General features: G+C 66.5%; 21 protein-coding genes and 1 pseudogene. 7 read left to right on the forward strand and 15 right to left on the reverse strand.

The window, feature by feature from the left end; genetic code table 11:
• Positions 1-20: 20 nt before the first annotated feature.
• The 9 genes from paaK to paaA all read right to left on the reverse strand — a co-directional run bounded on the left by paaK (position 21) and on the right by paaA (position 8,299).
• On the reverse strand, positions 21-1,334 hold the full coding sequence (paaK, locus tag HWY37_RS34080; RefSeq protein WP_175210047.1) for a phenylacetate--CoA ligase PaaK: 1,314 nt from the start codon (positions 1,332-1,334) through the stop codon (positions 21-23).
• A gap of 111 nt (positions 1,335-1,445) precedes the next feature.
• Positions 1,446-1,916, reverse strand: coding sequence for a hydroxyphenylacetyl-CoA thioesterase PaaI (gene paaI / locus HWY37_RS34085; RefSeq protein ID WP_175210045.1), 471 nt, complete (start codon positions 1,914-1,916; stop codon positions 1,446-1,448).
• A 2-nt stretch (positions 1,917-1,918) separates the two neighbouring features.
• Positions 1,919-2,707, reverse strand: a complete 789-nt coding sequence (gene paaG, locus HWY37_RS34090; RefSeq protein ID WP_175210043.1) for a 2-(1,2-epoxy-1,2-dihydrophenyl)acetyl-CoA isomerase PaaG — start codon at positions 2,705-2,707, stop codon at positions 1,919-1,921.
• A gap of 138 nt (positions 2,708-2,845) precedes the next feature.
• Positions 2,846-4,510, reverse strand: coding sequence for a phenylacetic acid degradation protein PaaN (gene paaN, locus HWY37_RS34095; protein ID WP_175210041.1), 1,665 nt, complete (start codon positions 4,508-4,510; stop codon positions 2,846-2,848).
• Positions 4,511-4,556: 46 nt separating this feature from the next.
• Entirely contained in the window at positions 4,557-5,645 is a 1,089-nt protein-coding gene (gene paaE, locus HWY37_RS34100; protein ID WP_175210039.1) for a 1,2-phenylacetyl-CoA epoxidase subunit PaaE, read from the reverse strand.
• Positions 5,646-5,658: 13 nt separating this feature from the next.
• Positions 5,659-6,165 (reverse strand): 1,2-phenylacetyl-CoA epoxidase subunit PaaD, encoded by a 507-nt coding sequence (gene paaD, locus HWY37_RS34105; protein WP_059379300.1) that lies wholly within the window; start codon positions 6,163-6,165, stop codon positions 5,659-5,661.
• Positions 6,162-6,926, reverse strand: coding sequence for a 1,2-phenylacetyl-CoA epoxidase subunit PaaC (paaC, locus tag HWY37_RS34110; RefSeq protein ID WP_176090880.1), 765 nt, complete (start codon positions 6,924-6,926; stop codon positions 6,162-6,164). The genes paaD and paaC overlap by 4 nt, the downstream gene beginning before the upstream one ends.
• Positions 6,927-6,941: 15 nt before the next feature.
• Complete coding sequence (gene paaB / locus HWY37_RS34115) at positions 6,942-7,226, reverse strand: 1,2-phenylacetyl-CoA epoxidase subunit PaaB (RefSeq protein ID WP_006388300.1); 285 nt, start codon at positions 7,224-7,226, stop codon at positions 6,942-6,944.
• An 83-nt stretch (positions 7,227-7,309) separates the two neighbouring features.
• Positions 7,310-8,299 (reverse strand): 1,2-phenylacetyl-CoA epoxidase subunit PaaA, encoded by a 990-nt coding sequence (paaA, locus tag HWY37_RS34120; RefSeq protein WP_175210033.1) that lies wholly within the window; start codon positions 8,297-8,299, stop codon positions 7,310-7,312.
• Between the two features lie 173 nt (positions 8,300-8,472).
• Between paaA and paaX the strand changes: the two genes are divergently transcribed.
• Positions 8,473-9,402, forward strand: a complete 930-nt coding sequence (gene paaX / locus HWY37_RS34125; RefSeq protein WP_175210031.1) for a phenylacetic acid degradation operon negative regulatory protein PaaX — start codon at positions 8,473-8,475, stop codon at positions 9,400-9,402.
• A gap of 17 nt (positions 9,403-9,419) precedes the next feature.
• Here the strand turns inward: paaX and HWY37_RS34130 are convergent, their stop codons facing one another.
• Positions 9,420-10,046 carry an NAD(P)H-hydrate epimerase gene (locus tag HWY37_RS34130; protein ID WP_175210029.1) on the reverse strand — a complete coding sequence of 209 codons (627 nt, stop codon included), beginning with the start codon at positions 10,044-10,046 and terminating at the stop codon, positions 9,420-9,422.
• Positions 10,047-10,232: 186 nt separating this feature from the next.
• On the opposite strand from HWY37_RS34130, the gene HWY37_RS34135 reads away from it, so the two are divergent.
• From HWY37_RS34135 to HWY37_RS34145, 3 genes are all read left to right on the forward strand, one after another.
• Complete coding sequence (locus tag HWY37_RS34135; RefSeq protein WP_176090881.1) at positions 10,233-11,594, forward strand: acyclic terpene utilization AtuA family protein; 1,362 nt, start codon at positions 10,233-10,235, stop codon at positions 11,592-11,594.
• Between the two features lie 12 nt (positions 11,595-11,606).
• A complete protein-coding gene (locus HWY37_RS34140; protein ID WP_176090882.1) occupies positions 11,607-11,933 on the forward strand; it encodes a DUF4387 domain-containing protein in 327 nt (108 codons plus the stop codon).
• Between the two features lie 74 nt (positions 11,934-12,007).
• The gene (locus HWY37_RS34145) at positions 12,008-12,958 is read left to right on the forward strand and encodes a tripartite tricarboxylate transporter substrate binding protein (RefSeq protein ID WP_246302480.1); all 951 of its coding nucleotides are present in this window, start codon (positions 12,008-12,010) and stop codon (positions 12,956-12,958) included.
• Positions 12,959-12,970: 12 nt separating this feature from the next.
• Here the strand turns inward: HWY37_RS34145 and HWY37_RS34150 are convergent, their stop codons facing one another.
• Entirely contained in the window at positions 12,971-13,945 is a 975-nt protein-coding gene (locus HWY37_RS34150) for a sigma-54 interaction domain-containing protein (RefSeq protein ID WP_176090884.1), read from the reverse strand.
• Positions 13,946-13,958: 13 nt separating this feature from the next.
• On the reverse strand, positions 13,959-14,504 hold the full coding sequence (gene orn, locus HWY37_RS34155) for an oligoribonuclease (RefSeq protein ID WP_042792554.1): 546 nt from the start codon (positions 14,502-14,504) through the stop codon (positions 13,959-13,961).
• A 133-nt stretch (positions 14,505-14,637) separates the two neighbouring features.
• Between orn and HWY37_RS34160 the strand changes: the two genes are divergently transcribed.
• Positions 14,638-15,888, forward strand: a complete 1,251-nt coding sequence (locus HWY37_RS34160; protein WP_176090885.1) for a M48 family metallopeptidase — start codon at positions 14,638-14,640, stop codon at positions 15,886-15,888.
• Entirely contained in the window at positions 15,885-16,799 is a 915-nt protein-coding gene (gene rsgA / locus HWY37_RS34165) for a ribosome small subunit-dependent GTPase A (RefSeq protein WP_176090886.1), read from the forward strand. The genes HWY37_RS34160 and rsgA overlap by 4 nt, the downstream gene beginning before the upstream one ends.
• A gap of 186 nt (positions 16,800-16,985) precedes the next feature.
• Here rsgA and HWY37_RS34170 read toward each other — a convergent pair whose 3' ends face one another.
• Positions 16,986-17,717 carry a CoA pyrophosphatase gene (locus tag HWY37_RS34170; RefSeq protein WP_176090887.1) on the reverse strand — a complete coding sequence of 244 codons (732 nt, stop codon included), beginning with the start codon at positions 17,715-17,717 and terminating at the stop codon, positions 16,986-16,988.
• Positions 17,718-17,852: 135 nt separating this feature from the next.
• A complete protein-coding gene (gene rplS, locus HWY37_RS34175; protein ID WP_006218237.1) occupies positions 17,853-18,233 on the reverse strand; it encodes a 50S ribosomal protein L19 in 381 nt (126 codons plus the stop codon).
• 296 nt (positions 18,234-18,529) lie between these two features.
• Here rplS and HWY37_RS34180 point away from each other — a divergent pair, with 296 nt between their 5' ends.
• The gene (locus tag HWY37_RS34180; RefSeq protein WP_175210017.1) at positions 18,530-19,402 is read left to right on the forward strand and encodes a DMT family transporter; all 873 of its coding nucleotides are present in this window, start codon (positions 18,530-18,532) and stop codon (positions 19,400-19,402) included.
• 197 nt (positions 19,403-19,599) lie between these two features.
• On the opposite strand, the pseudogene HWY37_RS34185 reads toward HWY37_RS34180, so the two are convergent.
• A pseudogene (locus tag HWY37_RS34185) lies at positions 19,600-19,834 on the reverse strand (hypothetical protein); the annotation flags it as partial.

Genomic DNA, 19,834 nt, shown 5'->3' on the forward strand with positions numbered 1-19,834 from the left:
GCGCGGCGTGGGGGCCCTTACTATTTCGGCCGCTTGTCGATCACTCGCCGCGCCTTGCCGGTCAGCGTGCGTTCCACATGGCCGGAATCCGACACCTGGATGCGGGCGCTGACGCCGATGTGCGTCTTGACCGCGTGCTGGAGCTGCTTGCCCAGGTTCGCGCGTTCCGCGTCCGACAGGGTCGAGAACTCGGCACGCAGCTCGGTCAGGATTTCCAGTTCGTCCATATTGCCCGTGCGCGACAGCACCAGCTGGTAGTGCGGCGCCAGTTGCGCGATCTTCAGAACCAGTTCCTCGACCTGCGTCGGGAACATGTTCACGCCACGCACGATCAGCATATCGTCGCTGCGGCCGGTAATCTTGCCGATGCGGCGCATGCTGCGCGCGGTCGGCGGCAGCAGGCGGGTCAGGTCGCGGGTGCGGTAGCGGATGATGGGCATCGCTTCCTTGGTCAGCGAGGTGAACACCAGTTCGCCCGGCTCGCCGTCGGCCACGGGTTCGCCCGTGTCGGGGTTGATGATTTCCGCGTAGAAATGGTCTTCCCAGACTACCGGACCGTCCTTGGTCTCAACGCATTCGCTGGCCACGCCCGGCCCCATCACTTCGGACAGGCCGTAGATGTCGACGGCGTCGATGCCGGCTTCGGCCTCGATGTCGGCGCGCATCTGCCCGGTCCAGGGCTCGGCGCCGAAGATGCCGATGCGCAGCGAGCTTTGACGCGGATCAATCCCCTGGCGGCGCTGCTCCTCCAGAATATTGCAGAAATAGGAGGGCGTGACCATGATGATGTCCGGACGGAAATCGTTGATCAGCTGCACCTGCTTTTCGGTCTGCCCGCCGGACATCGGAATGACCGTGCAGCCCAGGCGTTCGGCGCCGTAATGCGCGCCCAGGCCGCCCGTGAACAGGCCGTAGCCGTAGGCCACGTGCACCGTGTCGCCGGGCTTGCCGCCGGCCGCGCGGATCGAACGCGCCACCAGATTGGCCCAGTTGTCCAGGTCGCTCTTGGTGTAACCGACCACGGTCGGCTTGCCGGTGGTGCCGCTGGACGCATGGATGCGCGAGATGCGCTCGCGCGGCACGGCGAACATGCCGAAGGGATAGTTCTCGCGCAGTTCCTTCTTGGTGGTGAAGGGGAACTTCGAGATGTCGGACAGCTGCTTCAAATCGTCGGGATGCACCCCGGCTTCATCGAAGGCCTTCTTGTAGTGCGGAACGTTTTCGTAGGCATGCTTGAGCGACCACTTCAGCCGCTCCAGCTGCAGCGCGCGCAGCTCATCCTCGCTGGCATGCTCGATGGGGTCCAGCCCCGGCTTGCTCATGGTGTTGGACATGGTTATCTCTCTCCTGAAATTCTCTCTGCCCCGGGTCCGGCTGCGCGGCGGGCGGAAGCCCTGCCCGCTCGCGGCCTGGCCCGCGGCCGTATCTTTGGTTGGATGGCTGGCTCAGGCGTCCGCGGGGACGCCGACGATCTGGCCCTTGATGCGGTAGGAACGGCCGCGGAACAGCGCCACGTTGCGTCCTTCCTGGTTGGTGACGGTGACGTCGTAGACGCCGGTGCGGCCGGCCAGCGAGCGCTCCTGCGCCACGGCCGTCAGCAGATCGCCTTCGAAGCCCGGGGCCAGGTAGTCGATGGTGCAGCCCGAAGCCACGGTGCTGACGTTGCGCGAATTGCAGGAGAAGGCGAAGGCGCTGTCCGCCAGGGCGAAGATGAATCCGCCATGGCAGGTCTTGTGGCCGTTCAGCATATCGGCGCGCACGCGCATGGTCAGGCGCGCGTAGCCCGGCGCCATTTCCTCGACTTTCATGTCCAGGCCTTGCGACGCCGCGTCGCCCGCGTACATCACGGTGCCGACGGCCTGCGCCAGCTCCTGGGGATCGGTCGGCACTTCGGCCGCGGGAACGTGTGCGTCCATTCTTATTGCCCCTTGAATTGCGGTTCGCGCTTGCCCAGGAAGGCGGCCACGCCTTCCGCGTAATCGGCGCTGCGGCCCAGTTCGCGCATCATGTCGCGTTCCAGGTCCAGCTGCGTGGACAGGTCATTGGCCAGGCTGGCCTGCATGGCGCGCTTGGTGAAGGCCAGGCCCTTGGTGGGCGCCTTGGCGAAATGCTGCGCCAGGCGTTCCAGCGTCGCGTCGAACTCCTCGTCCGCCACGCATTGCCAGATCAGGCCCCACTCTTCAGCCTGCTTGGCGCTGAGCTTGTCGCCCAACATGGCCAGGCCCATGGCGCGGGCGCGGCCGACCAGGCGCGGCAGCACGAAGGTGCCACCGGTGTCGGGAATCAACCCCAGGCGGCAGAACGACTGGATGAAGGTGGCCGAAGCCTTGGCGATGACGATATCGCCAGCGAACGCCAGGTTGGCGCCCGCCCCCGCGGCCACGCCGTTCACGCCCACGACGACGGGCATGGGCAAGGCGTTCACGCGGCGCACCAGCGGGCCGTAGAACTTGTCGACGGTCTCGCCCAGATCTGGCGGCGTGCCGTCTGCCGCGGGCTTGCGCTCGCTCAGGTCCTGGCCGGCGCAGAAGCCGCGGCCGGCGCCGGTCAGCACCAACACGCGCGCGCCTTCGGTTTCCACGCGGGTCAGGGCGTCAGCCACTTCGCCGTGCATATTGGCCGTGAAGCTGTTCAGCTTGTCCGGACGGTTCAGCGTCAGGCGCGCGACGCCGCCCGACAGGTCAAATTGAATGTCTTGATAGGTCATATCAGTTATCCATGGCGGGCACGCCACTCACGTCAAAAATCATGAACTCTCCCCAAACCCGGGCAGCGCGGAGCCGGCTTTGCCGGTCCGCAGTTGCGCCCCCTTGAGGGGGAAGCGCGCAGCGCTTCGGGGGTGGGATTAGACATGCCGGCGGGTCTGCACCACACGGAAGCGGTTGGACACGAAAGCCGAATCGGACAGCGCCGCGTTGGCGGCCGGGTTGGCGCCGGTGCCGTGGAAGTCGCTGAATGCGGCCGTCTGGTTCACAAACACGCCGCCCGTCAGGTTCAGCGACAGCGACACGCCCGAGACCTCCGCCGCGTCCTGCACCTGATCGGCCACGGCCGGGTTCGTGGTGTAGGCGGACAGCGACAGCGCGCCATGCTTGATCACGCTATCGCGTGCCAGCTGGATGCTGTGGGTGGTGGAATCGGTGGCCACCACGAAGGCGATCGGACCGAACCATTCCTGGCTGATGGCGGCGTTGCCGGCTTCCGTGCGCAGCAGGAGCGGCGTGCGGACGCGGGCGTTCTCGAACTGCGGATGCGTCAGCGCCTTGCTGTCGGCCACCACGGGCAGGCCCAGCGCGCGGGCTTTCTCGATGCGCTCGACGATGCCTTCGTTCTGGATCGCGCCGGTCAGTTCGACGGCCTTGGCCGCGTCGGCGCCAACCTTCTCGACCGCGGCGCCCAGGGCAGCCGCGACCTCGTCGAAGCTGACGCGGCCTTCCGGCGTCTGGATGCCGTCGCGCGGCACGTAGATGTTCTGCGGCGCCGTGCACATCTGGCCCGAATACAGGGCCAGCGAGAACGCCAGGTTGCGGGCCACGCCCTTCAGGTCGTCGGTGGAGTCGATGATGACCTGGTTGACGCCGGCCTTCTCGGTGTAGACCAGCGCCTGGCGCGCGTTGTTCTCCAGCCAGTCGCCGTTGGCGGAGCTGCCGGTGAAGTCGACGATCTTGACGGCCGGATCCAGCGCCAGCTTCTGCGCGGTGTCATCGCCAGCGGCATGCGCGGCCAGTTGCACCACGTCGGGATCGAAGCCCGCTTCCTGCAGCACTTCGCGCGCCACCTTGACGGTGATCGCCAGCGGCAGGATCGCGCCGGGGTGCGGCTTGACGATGACGGTGTTGCCGGTAGCCAGACTGGCGAACAGGCCGGGATAGCCGTTCCACGTCGGGAAGGTCGAGCAGCCGATCACCAGGGCCACGCCGCGCGGCACCACCGTGAACTGCTTCTCCATGCGGATCGGATCGTTCTTGCCTTGCGGCTTTTCCCAGATGGCGACGCCCGGGATGCGCGACATTTCCTGCCAGGCGTAGGTCACGGCTTCGAAGCCGCGGTCCTGCGCGTGCGGGCCGCCGGCCTGGAAGGCCATCATGAAGCCCTGGCCGGTGGTGTGCTGCACGGCGTAGGCGATTTCGAAGCTGCGCTTGTTCAGGCGAGCCAGGATCTCCAGCGAAACGCCGACCCAGGCTTGCGGGCCGGCGCGGCGCCAGTCTTCCAACGCGCGCTTGGAAGCGGCGATCAGCTTGTCGGCGGGCACATGCGGATAGGTGATGCCCAAGTCGAAGCCGAACGGCGATTTTTCGCCGCCCACGGTGCCGTCAGCGTCGTGCAGGTTCAGCGGGAACGGCTTGCCTTGCAGCGCTTCAAAAGCGGCGCGGCCCTCGTCGTTGGCGGTCTCGCCGTAGTTGCGGGGGCTGGGCGATTCGGCAAAGGGACTCCAGTAGCCGCGCAGGGAGGCTGCGGCCATGGCTTGCTCCAGCAGGGGCTGGTGGCGTTCGAAGAATTTTTGGGACACTGCGTCTCTCCAGATAAATGTGGTTTTCTGCCTGGCGCGGGCCGGGTCAGGTTTCCTGGTCGAAGTCGATGACCAGGCGGTCGCTGACCGGGAAGCTCTGGCAGCTCAGGATGAAACCGCGCGCCACTTCGTAGTCTTCCAGGGCGAAGTTGGCGTCCATGTCCACCTCGCCTTCGATGACCTTGCAACGGCAGGTGGAGCACACCCCGCCCTTGCACGAATACGGCAGTTCGATGCCTTGCGCCAGCGCCGAATCCAGCACGCTGTCTTTATTCTTTTCAATCACGAACATACGGCTGTGGCCGTCCTGCACCACGGTCACCTCGCACTGGCCCTTGCCGGGCGCCTGGCGGGCGTCCTGGCCGGTGCGCAATGCGCGCGGCCCCTTGGGCGCGCCGAATAGTTCGAACTTGATGTTCGACTTCGGAATGCCGCGGGCCTGCAGCCGCTCGACCACGCTTTCGGTCATGGTCTGCGGACCACAGACAAAAGCGTAATCGATATCCTCGGGGCTCATCCAGGCCGACATCAGCTGGTCGACCTTGTCGCCGTCCAGGCGGCCGTTGAAGAGTTCGATGTCCTGGGTCTCGCGGCTCATGATGTAGACCAGCGAGAAGCGTTCCATGTAGAGGTTCTTCAGGTCCTCGATCTCTTCGCGGAACAGCACCGCGGACGAGGCGCGGTTGCCGAAGAACAGCGTGAACTTGCTGTTGGGCTCGGTGGACAGCGCGGTCTTGACCAGCGAGAACACCGGCGTGATGCCGCTGCCTACGGCAAACGCCACATAGTGGCGCTTGTTCTCGGGCGAAAAATCGACGGTGAAGTTGCCGGCCGGCGCCATGACTTCAAGGGTTTGGCCGGGCTGGAGCTCATGATTGGCCCAGCTGGAAAAGACGCCCTCGTCCACCTTCTTGATGGCCACGCGCAGCAGCTTGTCCTCGGGCGCGGAACAGATGGAATAAGAGCGGCGCTGCTCCTGGCCGTTGAGCTCGGTGCGCAGCGTCAGGTACTGGCCCGGCAGGAAGGCGAACTCTTGCGCCAGCGTCTCGGGCAGGTCGAAGGTCACGACCACGGCGTCGCGCGTGTTGCGCGCAACCGAAGCCACCGTCAGGGAATGGAATTGGTTCTGGCTCATTGCGAAACCGCTCTCAGTGAGTCTTGAAATAATCGAAGGGCTCGCGGCAAGACACGCAGCGATACAGCGCCTTGCACGACGTGGAGCCGAAGTTGCTGACCAGGCGCGTGTCTTTCGAGCCGCAGCGCGGGCAGGCGATGGCGGGGCCAGCCGCGCGGCGGCTGATGCCCGAGATGTCGACGGCGCGTTCGGCGGGCGCGGCGATGCCGTAGCCCTTGAGCGCCTCACGTCCCTTTTCGCTCATCCAGTCGGTGGTCCAGGCCGGCGCCAGCCGGGTCTCGACGCGGACCTCGGCGATGCCGTGGCGGGCCAGCGTCTGCTGGATGTCCTGCGTGATCTCGCGCATGGCCGGACAGCCGGAATACGTGGGCGTGATGACCACGACACAGGCCTCGCCGTCCCAGGAGACGTCGCGCACCACGCCCAGATCCACCACGGACAGCACGGGGATCTCCGGATCGGGGACCTCCTGCAGCCAGGCGTAGACCTGGTCGGCGGAAACGGGCGCCAGCGCGTTCACCAGGTGGCTCCCGGATAGGCGCGCGGCAGGAACTGCATTTCGGCAAGCACGTAGCCGAGCTCCTCGGTGTGCTTGCCCTGACGTCCGCCACGGTGCGCCAGATGATTGGCGGCGGCTTCGTCGGGCACGGTCAGCGTGGCCTCTTCCAGCACTTCGCGCACATGGGCCAGCCAGGGCTGGCGCAGGGCCGACAGCTCGCAGCCGATGCCGCGGGCGGCGACGTCCAGATCCACCGCGTCGTCGGCGAACAGTTCGCCGGTGAAGCGCCAGGCGTCGTCGATGGCGGCCTGCATCTTGGCATGGCTTTCCGCCGTGCCGTCGCCCAGGCGCACCACCATGTCCGAGGAACGGCGCACGTGGTAGGTCACTTCCTTGATGGCCTTGGCCGCGATGCCGGCGACCCGCTCGTCGCTGGACTGCTCCAGGCGCTGCAGCAGGAAGTAGTGCCAGACGTCGAACAGGAACTGGCGCGCCATGGTATCGGCGTAGTTGCCGTTGGGGCGTTCGGCCAGCAGCACGTTGTGGAACTGATGCGCGTCGCGCAGATAGGCCAGCGCGTCTTCGTCGCGGCCCGCGCCTTCGACTTCGCCGGCCAGCGTCAGCCACATGCGGGCCTGGCCCAGCAGGTCGAGCGCGGTGTTGGTCAGCGCCAGATCCTCTTCCAGGATGGGACCGTGACCGGTCCAGGCGCCCAGGCGCTGCGACAGGATGAGCGAGGAATCGCCCAGGCGCAGCAGGTATTCAAACAGAGTCTTGTCCATGTCTCCCCCGCCGTCTTACATGTGCTTGATTTCTTCGGGCATCGGGAAGAACGTGGGATGCCGGTAGACCTTGCTGTTGGCCGGTTCGAACAGCGGATCCTTGTCGCCGGGGCTGCTGGCCGAAATGTCGGAGGCGCGCACCACCCAGATGCTCAGGCCTTCGTTGCGGCGGGTGTAGACGTCGCGGGCGTGATTGATCGCCATTTCAGCGTCGGGCGCGTGCAGGCTGCCGACGTGCTTGTGCGCCAGGCCGTGCTGGCTGCGGATGAATACTTCCCACAGGGGCCAGTCTTTGCTCATGATGGATGTCCTTGAATGCCGGGCGCGCGCCGCGCGCTCCGGTTTGCAATGGTGGTGAAGAAGATTCGTGCGCGGACGGTGGCTTAGGCAGCCTTGCGCTCTGCCTGCTTGTCCGCGTAGGCGACCAGCGCGTCGCGCACCCAGGCGCCGTCTTCGTGCGCCTTGACACGGGCGGCCAGGCGTTCGCGGTTGCAGGGGCCGTTGCCCTTGAGCACCGCGTAGAACTCGGACCAGTCGATCTCGCCGAAGTCGTAGTGGCCGCGCTCGGCGTTCCACTTCAGATCGGGATCCGGCACCTTCAGGCCCAGGTACTCGGCCTGCGGCACGGTCTGGTCCACCATCTTCTGGCGCAGTTCGTCGTTGGAGAAGAGCTTGATCTTCCAGGCCATGGACTGGGCGCTGTTGGGCGAGTCGGCGTCGGACGGGCCGAACATCATCAGCGCCGGCCACCACCAGCGGTTCAGCGAGTCCTGCACCATGGCCTTCTGCTCCGGCGTGCCGTGCAGGCACATCTGCATCAGCAGGTCGTAGCCCTGGCGCTGGTGGAAGGACTCTTCCTTACAGACGCGCACCATGGCCCGCGCATAGGGGCCGTAGGAACAGCGGCACAGCGGGATCTGGTTGATGATGGCCGAACCGTCGACCAGCCAGCCGATCATGCCGATGTCGGCCCAGCTGAGCGTGGGGTAATTGAAGATGCTGGAGTACTTGGCGCGGCCGGCGTGCAGATCGTCGATCAGGTCGTCGCGCGACACGCCCAGGGTTTCCGCGGCGCTGTACAGATAGAGCCCGTGGCCGGCCTCGTCCTGGACCTTGGCCAGCAGGATGGCCTTGCGCTTGAGCGAAGGCGCGCGGGTGATCCAGTTGCCTTCCGGCAGCATGCCTACGATTTCGGAGTGCGCGTGCTGGGAAATCTGGCGCACGAGCGTCTTGCGGTAGGCCTCCGGCATCCAGTCCTTGGCCTCGATGCGGACGCCGTCGTCGATCCGGCGCTGGAACGTCTGTTCCCGGCCTTCGAGCTGGTCCGCGGTCTTGACCTGCTTGACGCCGGTTTCGACGAGTTGAGCGTACATGTCTGTCTCCTTGAAGACGGTTTGCGAAAACGCAAAGCAAACGTTCCGCAGCGCCGTCATGTCATAGGCGGATTATTTAATACAAAAAATTCATTGTCAAACTCAAATCTGTATCACATTGGATTTATGTATCATATTGCGGATCCCGATATCGGCCGCCCCGGCCCCCTCTAATGGCAAACCCTCAGTCGCCCCTGGACCGCTTTCTGTCACGCCTGATCAAGAACGATCCGCCGCGCGCGAAATCGCTTTGCGTCAGCCTGCTCGGGGACGCCCTGGCGCCGCACGGCGGCGCCATCTGGCTGGGCGACCTGATCGAGCTGCTGGCCCCGCTGGGCATCAATGAACGCCTGCTGCGCACCAGCGTGTTCCGGCTGGTGGCGCAGAACTGGCTGCAATCCGAACGCCACGGCCGGCGCAGCCTCTACCTGATCTCCGACCAGGGACTGCGACATACCGCCCACGCCTCGCAGCGCATCTACGTCGGTCCGCCCCAGGAATGGAATGGCGAATGGACCCTGGTCGCCCTGCCGCGCACCGGCAACGGGCTGGCCGAGCGCGCGGAGCTGCGCCGGGAATTGGTCTGGGAAGGGTTCGGCATGATCGCGCCGGGCCTGTTCGCCCATCCGCACACCGAGGCGCGCGCCGCGCACGACATCCTGGAAAAGCTGGGCATCCCGGACCGGGCGCTGGTGCTGTCGGCGCGCGACCTGGCCGGCGCCGGCGGCCTGCCCATCGCCAGCCTGGCCGCGCAATGCTGGAACCTGGACGAGCTGGCCGAGCAGTACCGCCAGTTCGCCAAGAACTTCGGCCCGCTGGAAAAGCTGCTTGAGACCCCGCCCACGCCCGCCGAGGCCTTCATCGTGCGGGTCATGCTGCTGCACAGCTGGCGCCGGATCGTGCTGCACGATCCGCAACTGCCCGGCCCCATGCTGCCCGACGATTGGCCCGGCCATGCGGCCCGGGATATCTGCGGCCGCATCTACTGGCAAGTGTTCGACGCGTCGGAAGCGCACCTGGACGCCCTGGCCGGCCGCGACAACGAGCGCTACGCGCCGCTGGCAGCCGACATCGCCTCGCGCTTCGGCGGCAAGCCCGCCTGAGGCGGCAGCCCCCCGGTTCAAGCCGCCGGGGCAATCTCCACGCCCAGCGTGTCCACCTCCGACACGCCGCAGGCATCGCGCCCCGGGCCCGGACGTTCCAGTCCCCGCGCCCGGGCGATGAACGACAAGGTCCAGCGCGCCTGGATCGGCCGCCCCAGCGCCGCGCCCGTATCCGCATCTATGCCGCTGGGCACATCCAGCGCCAACACCGGCACGCCCCAGGCGTTGACCGTGTCCACGAGCGCCTGCCAGTCCGCCCCCAACTGACGGTTCAGGCCGATGCCGAACAGGCCGTCGATGACCAGCTCCGGCACGAAACCGGGCGGCAGCGCCGGCCAGGTCTCGCCGCCCGCCTCCAGCCAGCCGGCATAGGCGCGGGCGGCATCCGCGGGCAATTGCTGCGCGCCCGAGGGCAGCAGCACTCGCACGTCATGTCCCATGGCGCGCAGGCCGGTCGCCGCTTCCAGCGCGTCGCCGCCATTGTTGCCGGGACCCGCCAGCGCCAGCACGACCGTCCCGGGGCGGATCCGCGCCGCCACGAAGCGCGCGGCGGCCGCACCCGCCAAGGGCATCAGCCGCCTGCCGGCGGCGAGGGCCCGGCGTTCCGCGTCGCGGATCTGGACTACGGAGCAGGAAGTGGGCATGGGGTATTGCCTTTATGCGTGGAATTCACGCAATGCGTGAAAATTTACACTCAAATCAGTCAAAGACGCGTCCAAAGCGCAGCAAATACGCGGAATTTGGGCTGTCTGCCGGCTGGCACGCATTTTGCGTTGTAGTCCAGGCCGGTACGAGCGAGACCGGACGACTCAACTGAAGAGACTACACCCATGCGTTCCATGAGCATCATCTGCCCGAACGGGCACTTAGGATTCGCCCCCCTGCGCACCGAGAGCTTCCAGCTTGGCGTCGCCGCCGGGCCGGACTGCATCGCCGCCGACTCGGGCAGCGACGACGTCGGCCCCGTGCCGCTGGGTTCCGACACGTCCACCAGCCCGCAGGCGTGGCAGCGCCACGATCTGGAGCAGATGCTGCTGGCCGCGCGCAAGCTGGGCGTGCCCATGGTCATCGGGTCTGCGGGCGATACCGGCTCCAACAGCCGCGTCGACCTGTACGTGCGCCTGATCAAGGAAATCGCCGCGGAGCACAAGCTGGCGCCGTTCAAGATCGGCTATTTCTATTCGGAAGTCGATAAGGAGCGCGTGCGCCGCGCGCTGCGCTCGGGCCAGCAGGTGGCGGGCCTGGACGGCTACGCCGACCTGACCGAAGCCGAGCTCGACGCCAGCGACCGCATCGTGGCGGTGGCCGGCGTGCATCCCTACATCAAGCTGCTGGAAGCCGGCGCCGACGTGATCATCGGCGGTCGCAGCTCCGACGCGGCCGTGTTCGCCGCCCCCGCCCTGCACCGGGGCTACGACGCCGACCGCGCCTATTACCTGGGCAAGGTGCTGGAATGCGCCTCCTTCTGCGCCGAGCCCTACGGCGGCAAGGAAACCGTGATGGGCGAAATCTCGGCCGAGGACGTGCGCGTCACCGCCATGCATCCCGACCAGCGCTGCACCATCGCCTCGGTCGCGGGCCACGCCATGTACGAACGCTCCAACCCCTATGAGGAATTCTTCGCGGGCGGCCGGCTGGACATGGCCGAATGCCGCTACGAGCAGCTCAGCGAAAAGACCACCCGCATCACCGGCTCGCGCTTCGAGCCCGCCGCCCAGGTGCGCGTGAAGCTGGAAGGCTCGGGCAAGGTCGGCGAGCGCTACATGGGGCTGTGCGGCATACGCGACCCCTACACCATCGCCAACGTCGACCGCGTCATCGCCTGGGCGCGCGACAAGGTGCGCGAGCGCTTCGGCGACTCGGGCTATGAGCTGCATTACAAGGTCTACGGCCGCGACGGCGTCATGGGCGACCTGGAACCGCTGCGCGACCAGCCCGGCCATGAACTCTGCGTCATGGTCCAAGGCGTGGCGCCGACCGCCGAAATGGCCGAGGAGCTGACGCTCACGGGCCTGCGCCAGATGTTCTACGCCCGCCTGCCCGACGTGAAGGGCACGGCCGGTTCGGTGTCGTTCCCGCTGGACGAAGTAGTGCGCACCAGCGCCGCCTACCGCTGGACCTTGAACCACACGCTGCCGGTGGAAGACGCCGGCGAACTCTTCCCGACCCACCTCACCGAGGCTGGCGCCTGAGCCGGCAAGACCATGAGCATCCAGAAACTCAGCACCCTGGCCAAGACCATCCGCAGCAAGAACGCGGGCGTCAACAAGATCACCTTCGACATCATCTTCCGCGAGCCGGCGACCTACGAGGCGGTCAAGCGCTCCGGCGCGGTAACGCGCGCGGCCATGGCGGCCCTGTACCGGATCGACGACAGCCGCATTTCCGACTTCGTGCATTACGATCCCGGCCTGGCCATCAAGTTCACGATCTACCGGCTGGCGCCCAGCGGATCCGCCGGAGACGGCGACATCTTCGGCGCGCAGCAATACGCGCCGCTCCTGGACGTCGCCGTCCCCATGCCGGACTGAACGCCGCGGGCGCCATGGCGGCGCCCGTTCCCCTACGCTCTCCCAGACTAGAAGAATCGATCATGAAAGCGCTTATGCAAACAACGTTGTTCCTGGCGGCAACCCTGCTGGCCGGCGCGGCAGCGGCCCAGACGGAAGTGCCCAAGCAGGTCAAGATCGTAGTGCCCTTCACCGCCGGCGCCAGCAACGATGCGATCGCCCGCGCGATCGCGCCGCAGCTCGCGGCCCGCTTCGGCAACATCGTCATCGTGGAAAACCGCGGCGGCGCGGCCGGCGCGATCGGCTCCGAGTACGTCGCGCGATCGCCCAAGGACGGCTCGGTGCTGCTGCTGACCTCGTCGACCTTCCTGACCACCGCCGCCACCCAGCCGCACCTGCCCTATGACCCGCTGAAGCAATTCGCGCCGGTGGCGATGATAGGCCAGGGCCCGCTGGTCATCGCAGCCTCGGCGCAGACGCCCTATACCTCGTTGAAGCAACTGCTGGAAGCGGCCCGCGCCAAGCCCGGCGCGCTCAACTACGGCAGCGCCGGCGTCGGCTCGCTGGCGCATCTGGCCACGGTCATGATGGACGACGCGGCAGGCACGGACATGACCCACGTGCCCTACAAGGGCGCGGCCAACGCCGCCTCCGACCTGGCAGGCGGCCTGATCCAGGTCATGCTGTCCAACTACAGCACGCTGGCGCCCATGGTGCAGGGCAAGAAGGTCAAGCTGCTGGCCACCACGGCGCAGGAGACCTCCCCGGCCTTTCCGGACCTGCAGCCTGCCGCGCGCGCCCTGCCGGGCTACTCGGTGCAGATCTGGGTGGGCCTGTTCGCGCCCGCTGGCACGCCGCAGCCCTACATCGACAAGCTCAACGCCGCGCTCAACGACATCTCGACCACGCCGGAAATGAAAGCCTTGCTCGATCTGGACGGCACCGTGCCGGCCCGCATGGACAGCGCCGAGTTCGGCGCGCGGGTGCGCGACGAACTGACGCTCTGGCAAGGCATCGCCCGCAAGCACGGCATCAGTTCGGAATAGGACAGCCGGACTTCAGGTTTCGAGCCCCAGCTTGATCATCTGGTGGCGCAAGGCGTGCCGCGTGAGCCCCAGGGACTCGGCGGCGCGCCCCAGGTTGCCGCCCTGGGCCTGCAACGCCGAACGGATCAGCCCGCGCTGGAACTGCGCGGACTGTTCGGCATAGCTGCCCGCCCCCGCGGACGAGGCCGCGGCGGCAGGCTTGCCCGCTTCGCGCAGGATGCGCTGCGGCAGGTGGCGCGCCAGCACCGTGTCGCCATCCTCCAGGATGCAGATGCGCTCCAGCAGATTGCTGAGTTCGCGCACATTGCCCGGCCAGGCGTAGGACTTGAAGATGCGCCGGACCTCGTCATCGATGGCCGTGAAGCGGCTGCCATGGGTGGCGTTGTAGCGTTCCAGGAAGCGCTGCGCCAGCACGATGACGTCGTCGCCGCGCTCGCGCAGCGGCGGCAGGTTGATCGACACCACCTGCAGGCGGTAGTAGAGGTCGTCGCGGAAACGCCCGGCCTGTACTTCGCCCAGCAGGATCTTGTTGGTGGCGGCAATGAAGCGAGCGTCGACCGAGACTTCCTGCACGGAGCCGATGCGCCGGAAACGCCGGCTGTCCAGCAGGGTCAGGATCTTGGCCTGCATGACGGGGTCCAGCTCGCGGATCTCGTCCAGGAACACGCTGCCGCCATTGGCGGCTTCCAGCAGTCCGGTCTTGCGCGCCACGGCCCCGGTGAACGCGCCGCGCTCGTGGCCAAACAGCTCGGACTCCAGCAGGTTGCCGGGAATGGCGGCGCAATTGATCTCGGTGTAGCCCTTGGCCGCGCGCGCCGACTGCGCATGCAGGTTGCGGGCGACCAGCCCCTTGCCGGTGCCGGTCTCGCCATAGATGAGGACGATGCTGGCCCTGCTGCGCGCGACCCGGCCCACCAGATCGCGCAGCGCCGCCATCGAGGGATGGTCGCCGATCAGCGGCTCGCAGGCGGACGGGGCGGCGGGCATGGGCGCGTACCGCTTACACCTTCAGGAAATGCTCGCGGTAGTACTTGAGCTCGTCGATCGATTCGTAGATATCCGCCAGCGCTTCGTGGCGGCTCTTCTTCTCGAAGCCCTTGTACACGGCCGGCGCCCAGCGGCGCGCCAGTTCCTTCAGCGTGCTCACGTCCAGGTTGCGGTAATGGAAGAACTGCTCCAGGCGCGGCATGTAAGCAAACATGAAGCGGCGGTCCTGGCTGATGGTGTTGCCGCAGAGCGGCGACTTGCCGGCCGGCACGTGCTGCGCCAGGAAGGCCAGCAGCGTATCCTCGGCCTGCGCCTCGGAAATCGTGGACGCCTTGACCTTGTCGATCAGGCCGCTCTTGCCGTGGGTGGACTTGTTCCAGCTGTCCATGGCGTCGAGCAGGCTGTCGGGCTGGTGCACGACCAGCACGGGGCCTTCGGCCACGACCGTCAGGTCGGGCTCGGTCACCACGACGGCGACTTCGATGATGCGTTCTTTCTCGGGGTCCAGGCCGGTCATTTCCATGTCCAGCCAGACCAGGCGGTTTTCATTCACAGCCATATAATTTGCCTATAAGGAATACCGTCGCGCCCTTGGCCCGCTGCCTCCCGAGGGGGGCGCTTTTACCCAGGGGCGGCCCGGCGGTAAAACACGCGATTTTCGCACATACCTATTTGAGCTAGCCGCATCGCCCATGTTCACACTGCTGTTCGTTGCCTTCCTGCTGACCGATATTGCCGTGCGCCTGTGGCTGGCTACACGCCAGATCCGCCACGTCGCGCGCAACCGCGATGCGGTTCCGTCCGAATTTTCCCACCGTATCGGACTGGCAAGCCATCAGCGTGCGGCCGATTACACCGTGGCGCGGGTCAAGCTGGGCATGCTGGAACGCACCTATGACGCCATCCTGCTGGTCTGCCTGACCCTGATGGGCGGGCTGCAATTCATCGACCTGATGGTGGGCCAGCTTACCAGCAACGACTTCCTGCGGCAGATGCTGCTGCTGGTCGTGGTGGCGCTGCTGCTGGGCCTGCTGGGCCTGCCCTTCACGCTGTGGCGGCAGTTCAAGCTGGAGGCGCGCTTCGGCTTCAACCGCATGACGCCCGCCCTGTTCGCCGCCGACGCCTTCAAGGGCCTGCTGGTGGCCGCGGTGCTGGGCCTGCCGCTGGCGGCGGCCGTGCTCTGGCTGATGGGCAGCGCGGGCGCCTATTGGTGGGTCTGGGCCTGGGCGCTCTGGACGGCCTTCAACCTGGCGCTGCTGATCATCTATCCGATGTTCATCGCCCCGCTCTTCAACAAGTTCACGCCGCTGTCCGACCCTGAGCTGGCTGGACGCATCCAGCGCCTGGCCCAGCGCTGCGGCTTCGCGCTCAACGGCCTGTTCGTGATGGACGGCTCGCGCCGCTCCGCCCATGGCAATGCCTATTTCACGGGCTTCGGCCGTTCGCGCCGCATCGTGTTCTTCGACACCCTGCTGGCGCGCCTGAACGGCGACGAAATCGAGGCCGTGCTGGCGCACGAGCTGGGCCATTTCGCCAAGCGCCACATCATCAAGCGCATCGTGTTCAGCTTCGCCGCCGCGCTGGCTTTCTTCGCCATCCTGGGCTGGGTCTCCCAGCAGCCCTGGTTCTACGTGGGGCTGGGCGTCATGCCGCAGCTGGGCGGACGCAACGACGCCATGGCGCTGCTGCTGTTCTTCCTGGTCATCCCCGTCTTCACTTTCATGCTCACGCCCGTGGCCAGCTGGTACTCGCGCCGCGACGAGTTCGAAGCGGACCGCTACGCGGCCGAACAGAGCTCGCCGGAACGCCTGGTGTCCGCGCTGGTCAAACTCTACGACGACAACGCCGCCACCTTGACTCCCGATCCCGTGCACTCCGCCTTCTACGACAGCCACCCTCCCGCCGCCGTGCGCATCCGCCACCTGACGGCGCACGCTGCATGAGCGCCCAGGCAACCGGGCCCAACGAAGGCCGCATCATCGCCGCCCATGGACGCCACTACACCGTGGAGCTCGCCGACGGCAGCCTGCGCAAGTGCTTCCCCCGCGGCAAGAAGACAGGCGCCGCGGTCGGCGACTACGTCCGCATCACGCCACAGGGCAAGGACGAAGGCGCCATCGACGCCATCCTGCCGCGGCGCAACCTGCTCTACCGCTCGGACGAAATGCGCTCCAAGCAGTTCGCGTCCAACGTCGACCAGCTGCTGATCGTCGTCGCCGTGCAGCCCACGTTTTCGGACGACCTGACAGGACGCGCCCTGGCGGGCGCCTGGAGCGCCGGCATCGAGCCCCTCATCATCCTGAACAAGACCGATCTGACGGACGAGCTGCCAGCGGCGCGCGCCCGGCTAGCGCCGATCGCGGCGCTGGGCGTGGATGTGATCGAACTCAGCGCGCTGGAACCCGAGAAAGTCCATACCCTGCTGGCGCCGCGCCTGGCCGGGCGCACCAACCTGCTGCTGGGTCAGAGCGGCATGGGCAAGTCGACCTTGCTCAACGCCCTGGTGCCCGACGCCGACGCCCCCACCCGCGAACACTCCACCGCGTTGGACATGGGCAAGCACACCACCACCAGCACGCGGCTATATCACCTGCCCGCGCCAGGCGGCGACCTGATCGACTCGCCGGGCTTCCAGGCCTTCGGCCTGCAGCACCTGAGCCGCGAAGACATCATCCGCGGCTTCCCGGAGTTCACCAAGCCCATCGAGGAATGCCGCTTCTACAACTGCACGCACCGGCACGAACCCGGCTGCGGCGTGGTGGCGGCCCTGCAGGCCGGCGCGATCGATCCGGCGCGCTACGCGCTCTACCAGCGCATCCTGGAAGAAAACCTGGCGGGGCAACAGCGCTACTAGGCGACTTGTGGCGTGCGGGTATGCGGGCGCTGTATGACGCAGCTCCCCCTGTAGCGCAAGGATATGCCTTCCTATTGCACAGACATGCGCGACAAGAAGCCGGACGCCTGATGCTCAGGCGCAATCCAACAATGAATACGGCCCCTCGACGGGGCCGCATTCATTGCCGCAAAGCGCTGGCCGGAATCAGCGCGGCGTGAAGCCGTGGCGCAACAGATGGTAGAGGTTGCGTAGCATGCCAGCCGTCGCACCCCAGATGAAATGCTTGCCATAAGGCATGCCGTAATACTGGCGCACCCGGCCGTCTTCCAGGCGAGCTTCGTACAGGCGGTGGTTGGCCGGGTCCATCAGGAACGACAGCGGCACCTCGAATACCTCGGCCACCTCGAAGGCATCGGGCGCCAGGTCGAAGCCCGGGCGCACCAGCGACACCACCGGGATGATGGAGAAGCCGGTCGCGGTCAGGTACGGCGGCATGCTGCCCAGCACCTCCACGTGATTCGACGGCAGTCCGGTTTCTTCCTGCGCTTCGCGCAGTGCGGCGGCCTCTGGCGTGGAGTCGCTGGTTTCGATGCGGCCGCCCGGAAAACTGATCTGGCCGGCGTGGTCATGCAGGTGCGCGGCCCGCTGCGTCAGCATGATGTGCACGCCGTTGTCGCGCGTCACCAGCGGAATCAACACCGCCGCCGGCACGGGCACGCCTTCGCGGCCCGGATAGCGCAGATCGGTATCGCGGGACAGCTCCAGCGTCCAGGTCGAGGGCTGGCTAAGCGTGCCCCGCAACAAGTCCGGGGTCAGCAGGTTGGCGGGCACGGCCGGCAAGGACTCGTTGGCCACCACCCAGGGTTGCGTCGCGGGATCGAAGCCGGGACGCGCCAGCGGCCGCCTGGGCCGCGGGGAAGACGAGGAATCAGACATACGGCTCTGCAAAAGGCTCTGCAAAAAGAAAAAGGCACCCTCGCAGGTGCCTTTTTAACCCGGAAACCCGTGCCGAACGAAAACGCTGGATGGCGTGAGCGTCCGACACTGGTAGGGCCGTGTGCCGATAAGCGATCAAGCCGCCGAGGCTTGCTTGCTGACCAGCTTTTCCTTGATACGCGCCGACTTGCCCGAGCGGTTGCGCAGGTAGTACAGCTTGGCGCGGCGCACGTCGCCGCGGCGCTTGACTTCGATGCCGGCGATTTGCGGCGAGTACAGCTGGAACGTACGTTCCACGGCTTCACCCGACGAAATCTTGCGCACGGTGAACGCGGAGTTCAGGCCGCGGTTGCGCTTGGCGATCACGACGCCTTCGAAAGCCTGCACGCGCTTGCGGGTGCCTTCAACGACGTTCACGCTCACGATGACGGTGTCACCAGGAGCAAATTCAGGCTTGGCTTGACCGCCGGTCAGGCGGGCAATTTCTTCCTGTTCCAGGATAGCGATGAGGTTCATGAGAACTCCTAGATCATCATGTCTTTGCGGACTAAAACTTTTGCCGTTCGATGTTGTTCACGCGGTTTTTGCAGGATTGCGCGCTAAGCGCAGCCCACATCCATCACGTGTTGCACGGGCTATGGCGGTAAAGCCTACCCCCGTTGCATGTGCCGCAAGCAGAGGATGAGATTTGGCAAGCCAATGATTCTACACCAAAAATCGCTCAAAGCCTCAGGTAACATGCCCCCTGGGTCTGCGGTTTGGAGTACCCTTCCGTCTTCTGTAACAAACACGTCATCTGACGCTGTTCCTTCATGTCGTACTCGTCCCTGATATTGGTCGTCCTGGCGGCAATGGCCCACGCCACGTGGAATCTGCTCGCCAAGCGAGCGGCCATGGTGGGCGCCCCCTTCGTCTTCGCCTATGGATTGTGCGCCTCGGTGCTCTATGCGCCGTGGGTCGTCTGGGTACTGTTGCATGACGGCATGACCTGGACCTGGCCAGTGGTCGGCGCCATCCTGACCTCCAGTCTGTTGCATCTGGGCTACAGCCTGTGTCTGCAGCGCGGCTATCAGGTGGCCGACCTGTCGGTCGTCTACCCCATCGCCCGGGGCACTGGGCCGCTGCTGTCGACCACCGGCGCCTTCCTGTTGCTGGGCGAACCTGCCACCAGCACCGGCATCATCGGCATGCTCTGCGTGGTGGCTGGCGTGCTGCTGATCGCGACCCAGGGCCGCCTGGCTATTTTCAAGCAGGCCCAAGCCTGGGTCGGGGTGCGCTGGGGCGTGGTGATCGGCCTGTTCATCGCGGCCTACACCGTCGTCGACGCCTATGGCGTGAAGGTGCTGCTGATCAGCCCCGTGCTGTTCGACTGGTTTACCTGCGTGACCCGCACGACCATGATGACGCCCCATATGCTGCGCCGCCGCCCTCAGGCCTGGCAGGCCATGCGCGGTCATTGGCATCTGGCCCTGGCGGTGGGTTTTCTGTCGCCGCTGGGCTACATCCTGGTGCTGTACGCCTTGCGCAACGGCGCGCCGCTGAGCCTGGTGGCCCCTGCCCGGGAAATGTCCATGATGCTGGGCACCCTGGCCGGCATGTTCCTGCTGCGCGAAAAGGTCGGAATCGGCCGCCTCGCGGGCTGTCTGTCCATCCTGGCGGGCGTCGTTCTGCTGGGTTCGAGCTGACGAGCCCTGGCCTGAACGATTCCGGCGGGCAACCCCGGGGCTCGCGATTGCCGAACCTTCGCGGACGGCTTACGAATGCGATCCTGCCAGACCAATCCGGGCCGGGCCCGTCGAGGCCTGCTGTCCGGGCCCGATCCGCTCCAGCCTGATCTGACTCAACCCGATCTGCCCCCGGCCTGGTCGTCCCCCTTCCCTGTTCAGAAGCCGGCAGCGGCGCCCAGCCACATCAGTCCGGGGATGATCGCGCCCCAAGCCAGCACCATCACCACGTCGATCACCATGGCCTTCACGCTGACCTGAGCCGTCACTGGTTCCACCGTGGCATTGCGCAGGCTGCGCTCGCTTATGGCCTGCCGGGCCGGGCCGGCAGGTGCGGCCGCGGCCGTAGCGCCGGCGGGCGCGAGCGGCGCCGCGGGCGCAGGCATCGGCATG

Origin of the sequence: Achromobacter anxifer (assembly GCF_903652925.1) — a bacterium.
Lineage (GTDB): Bacteria > Pseudomonadota > Gammaproteobacteria > Burkholderiales > Burkholderiaceae_B > Achromobacter > Achromobacter anxifer.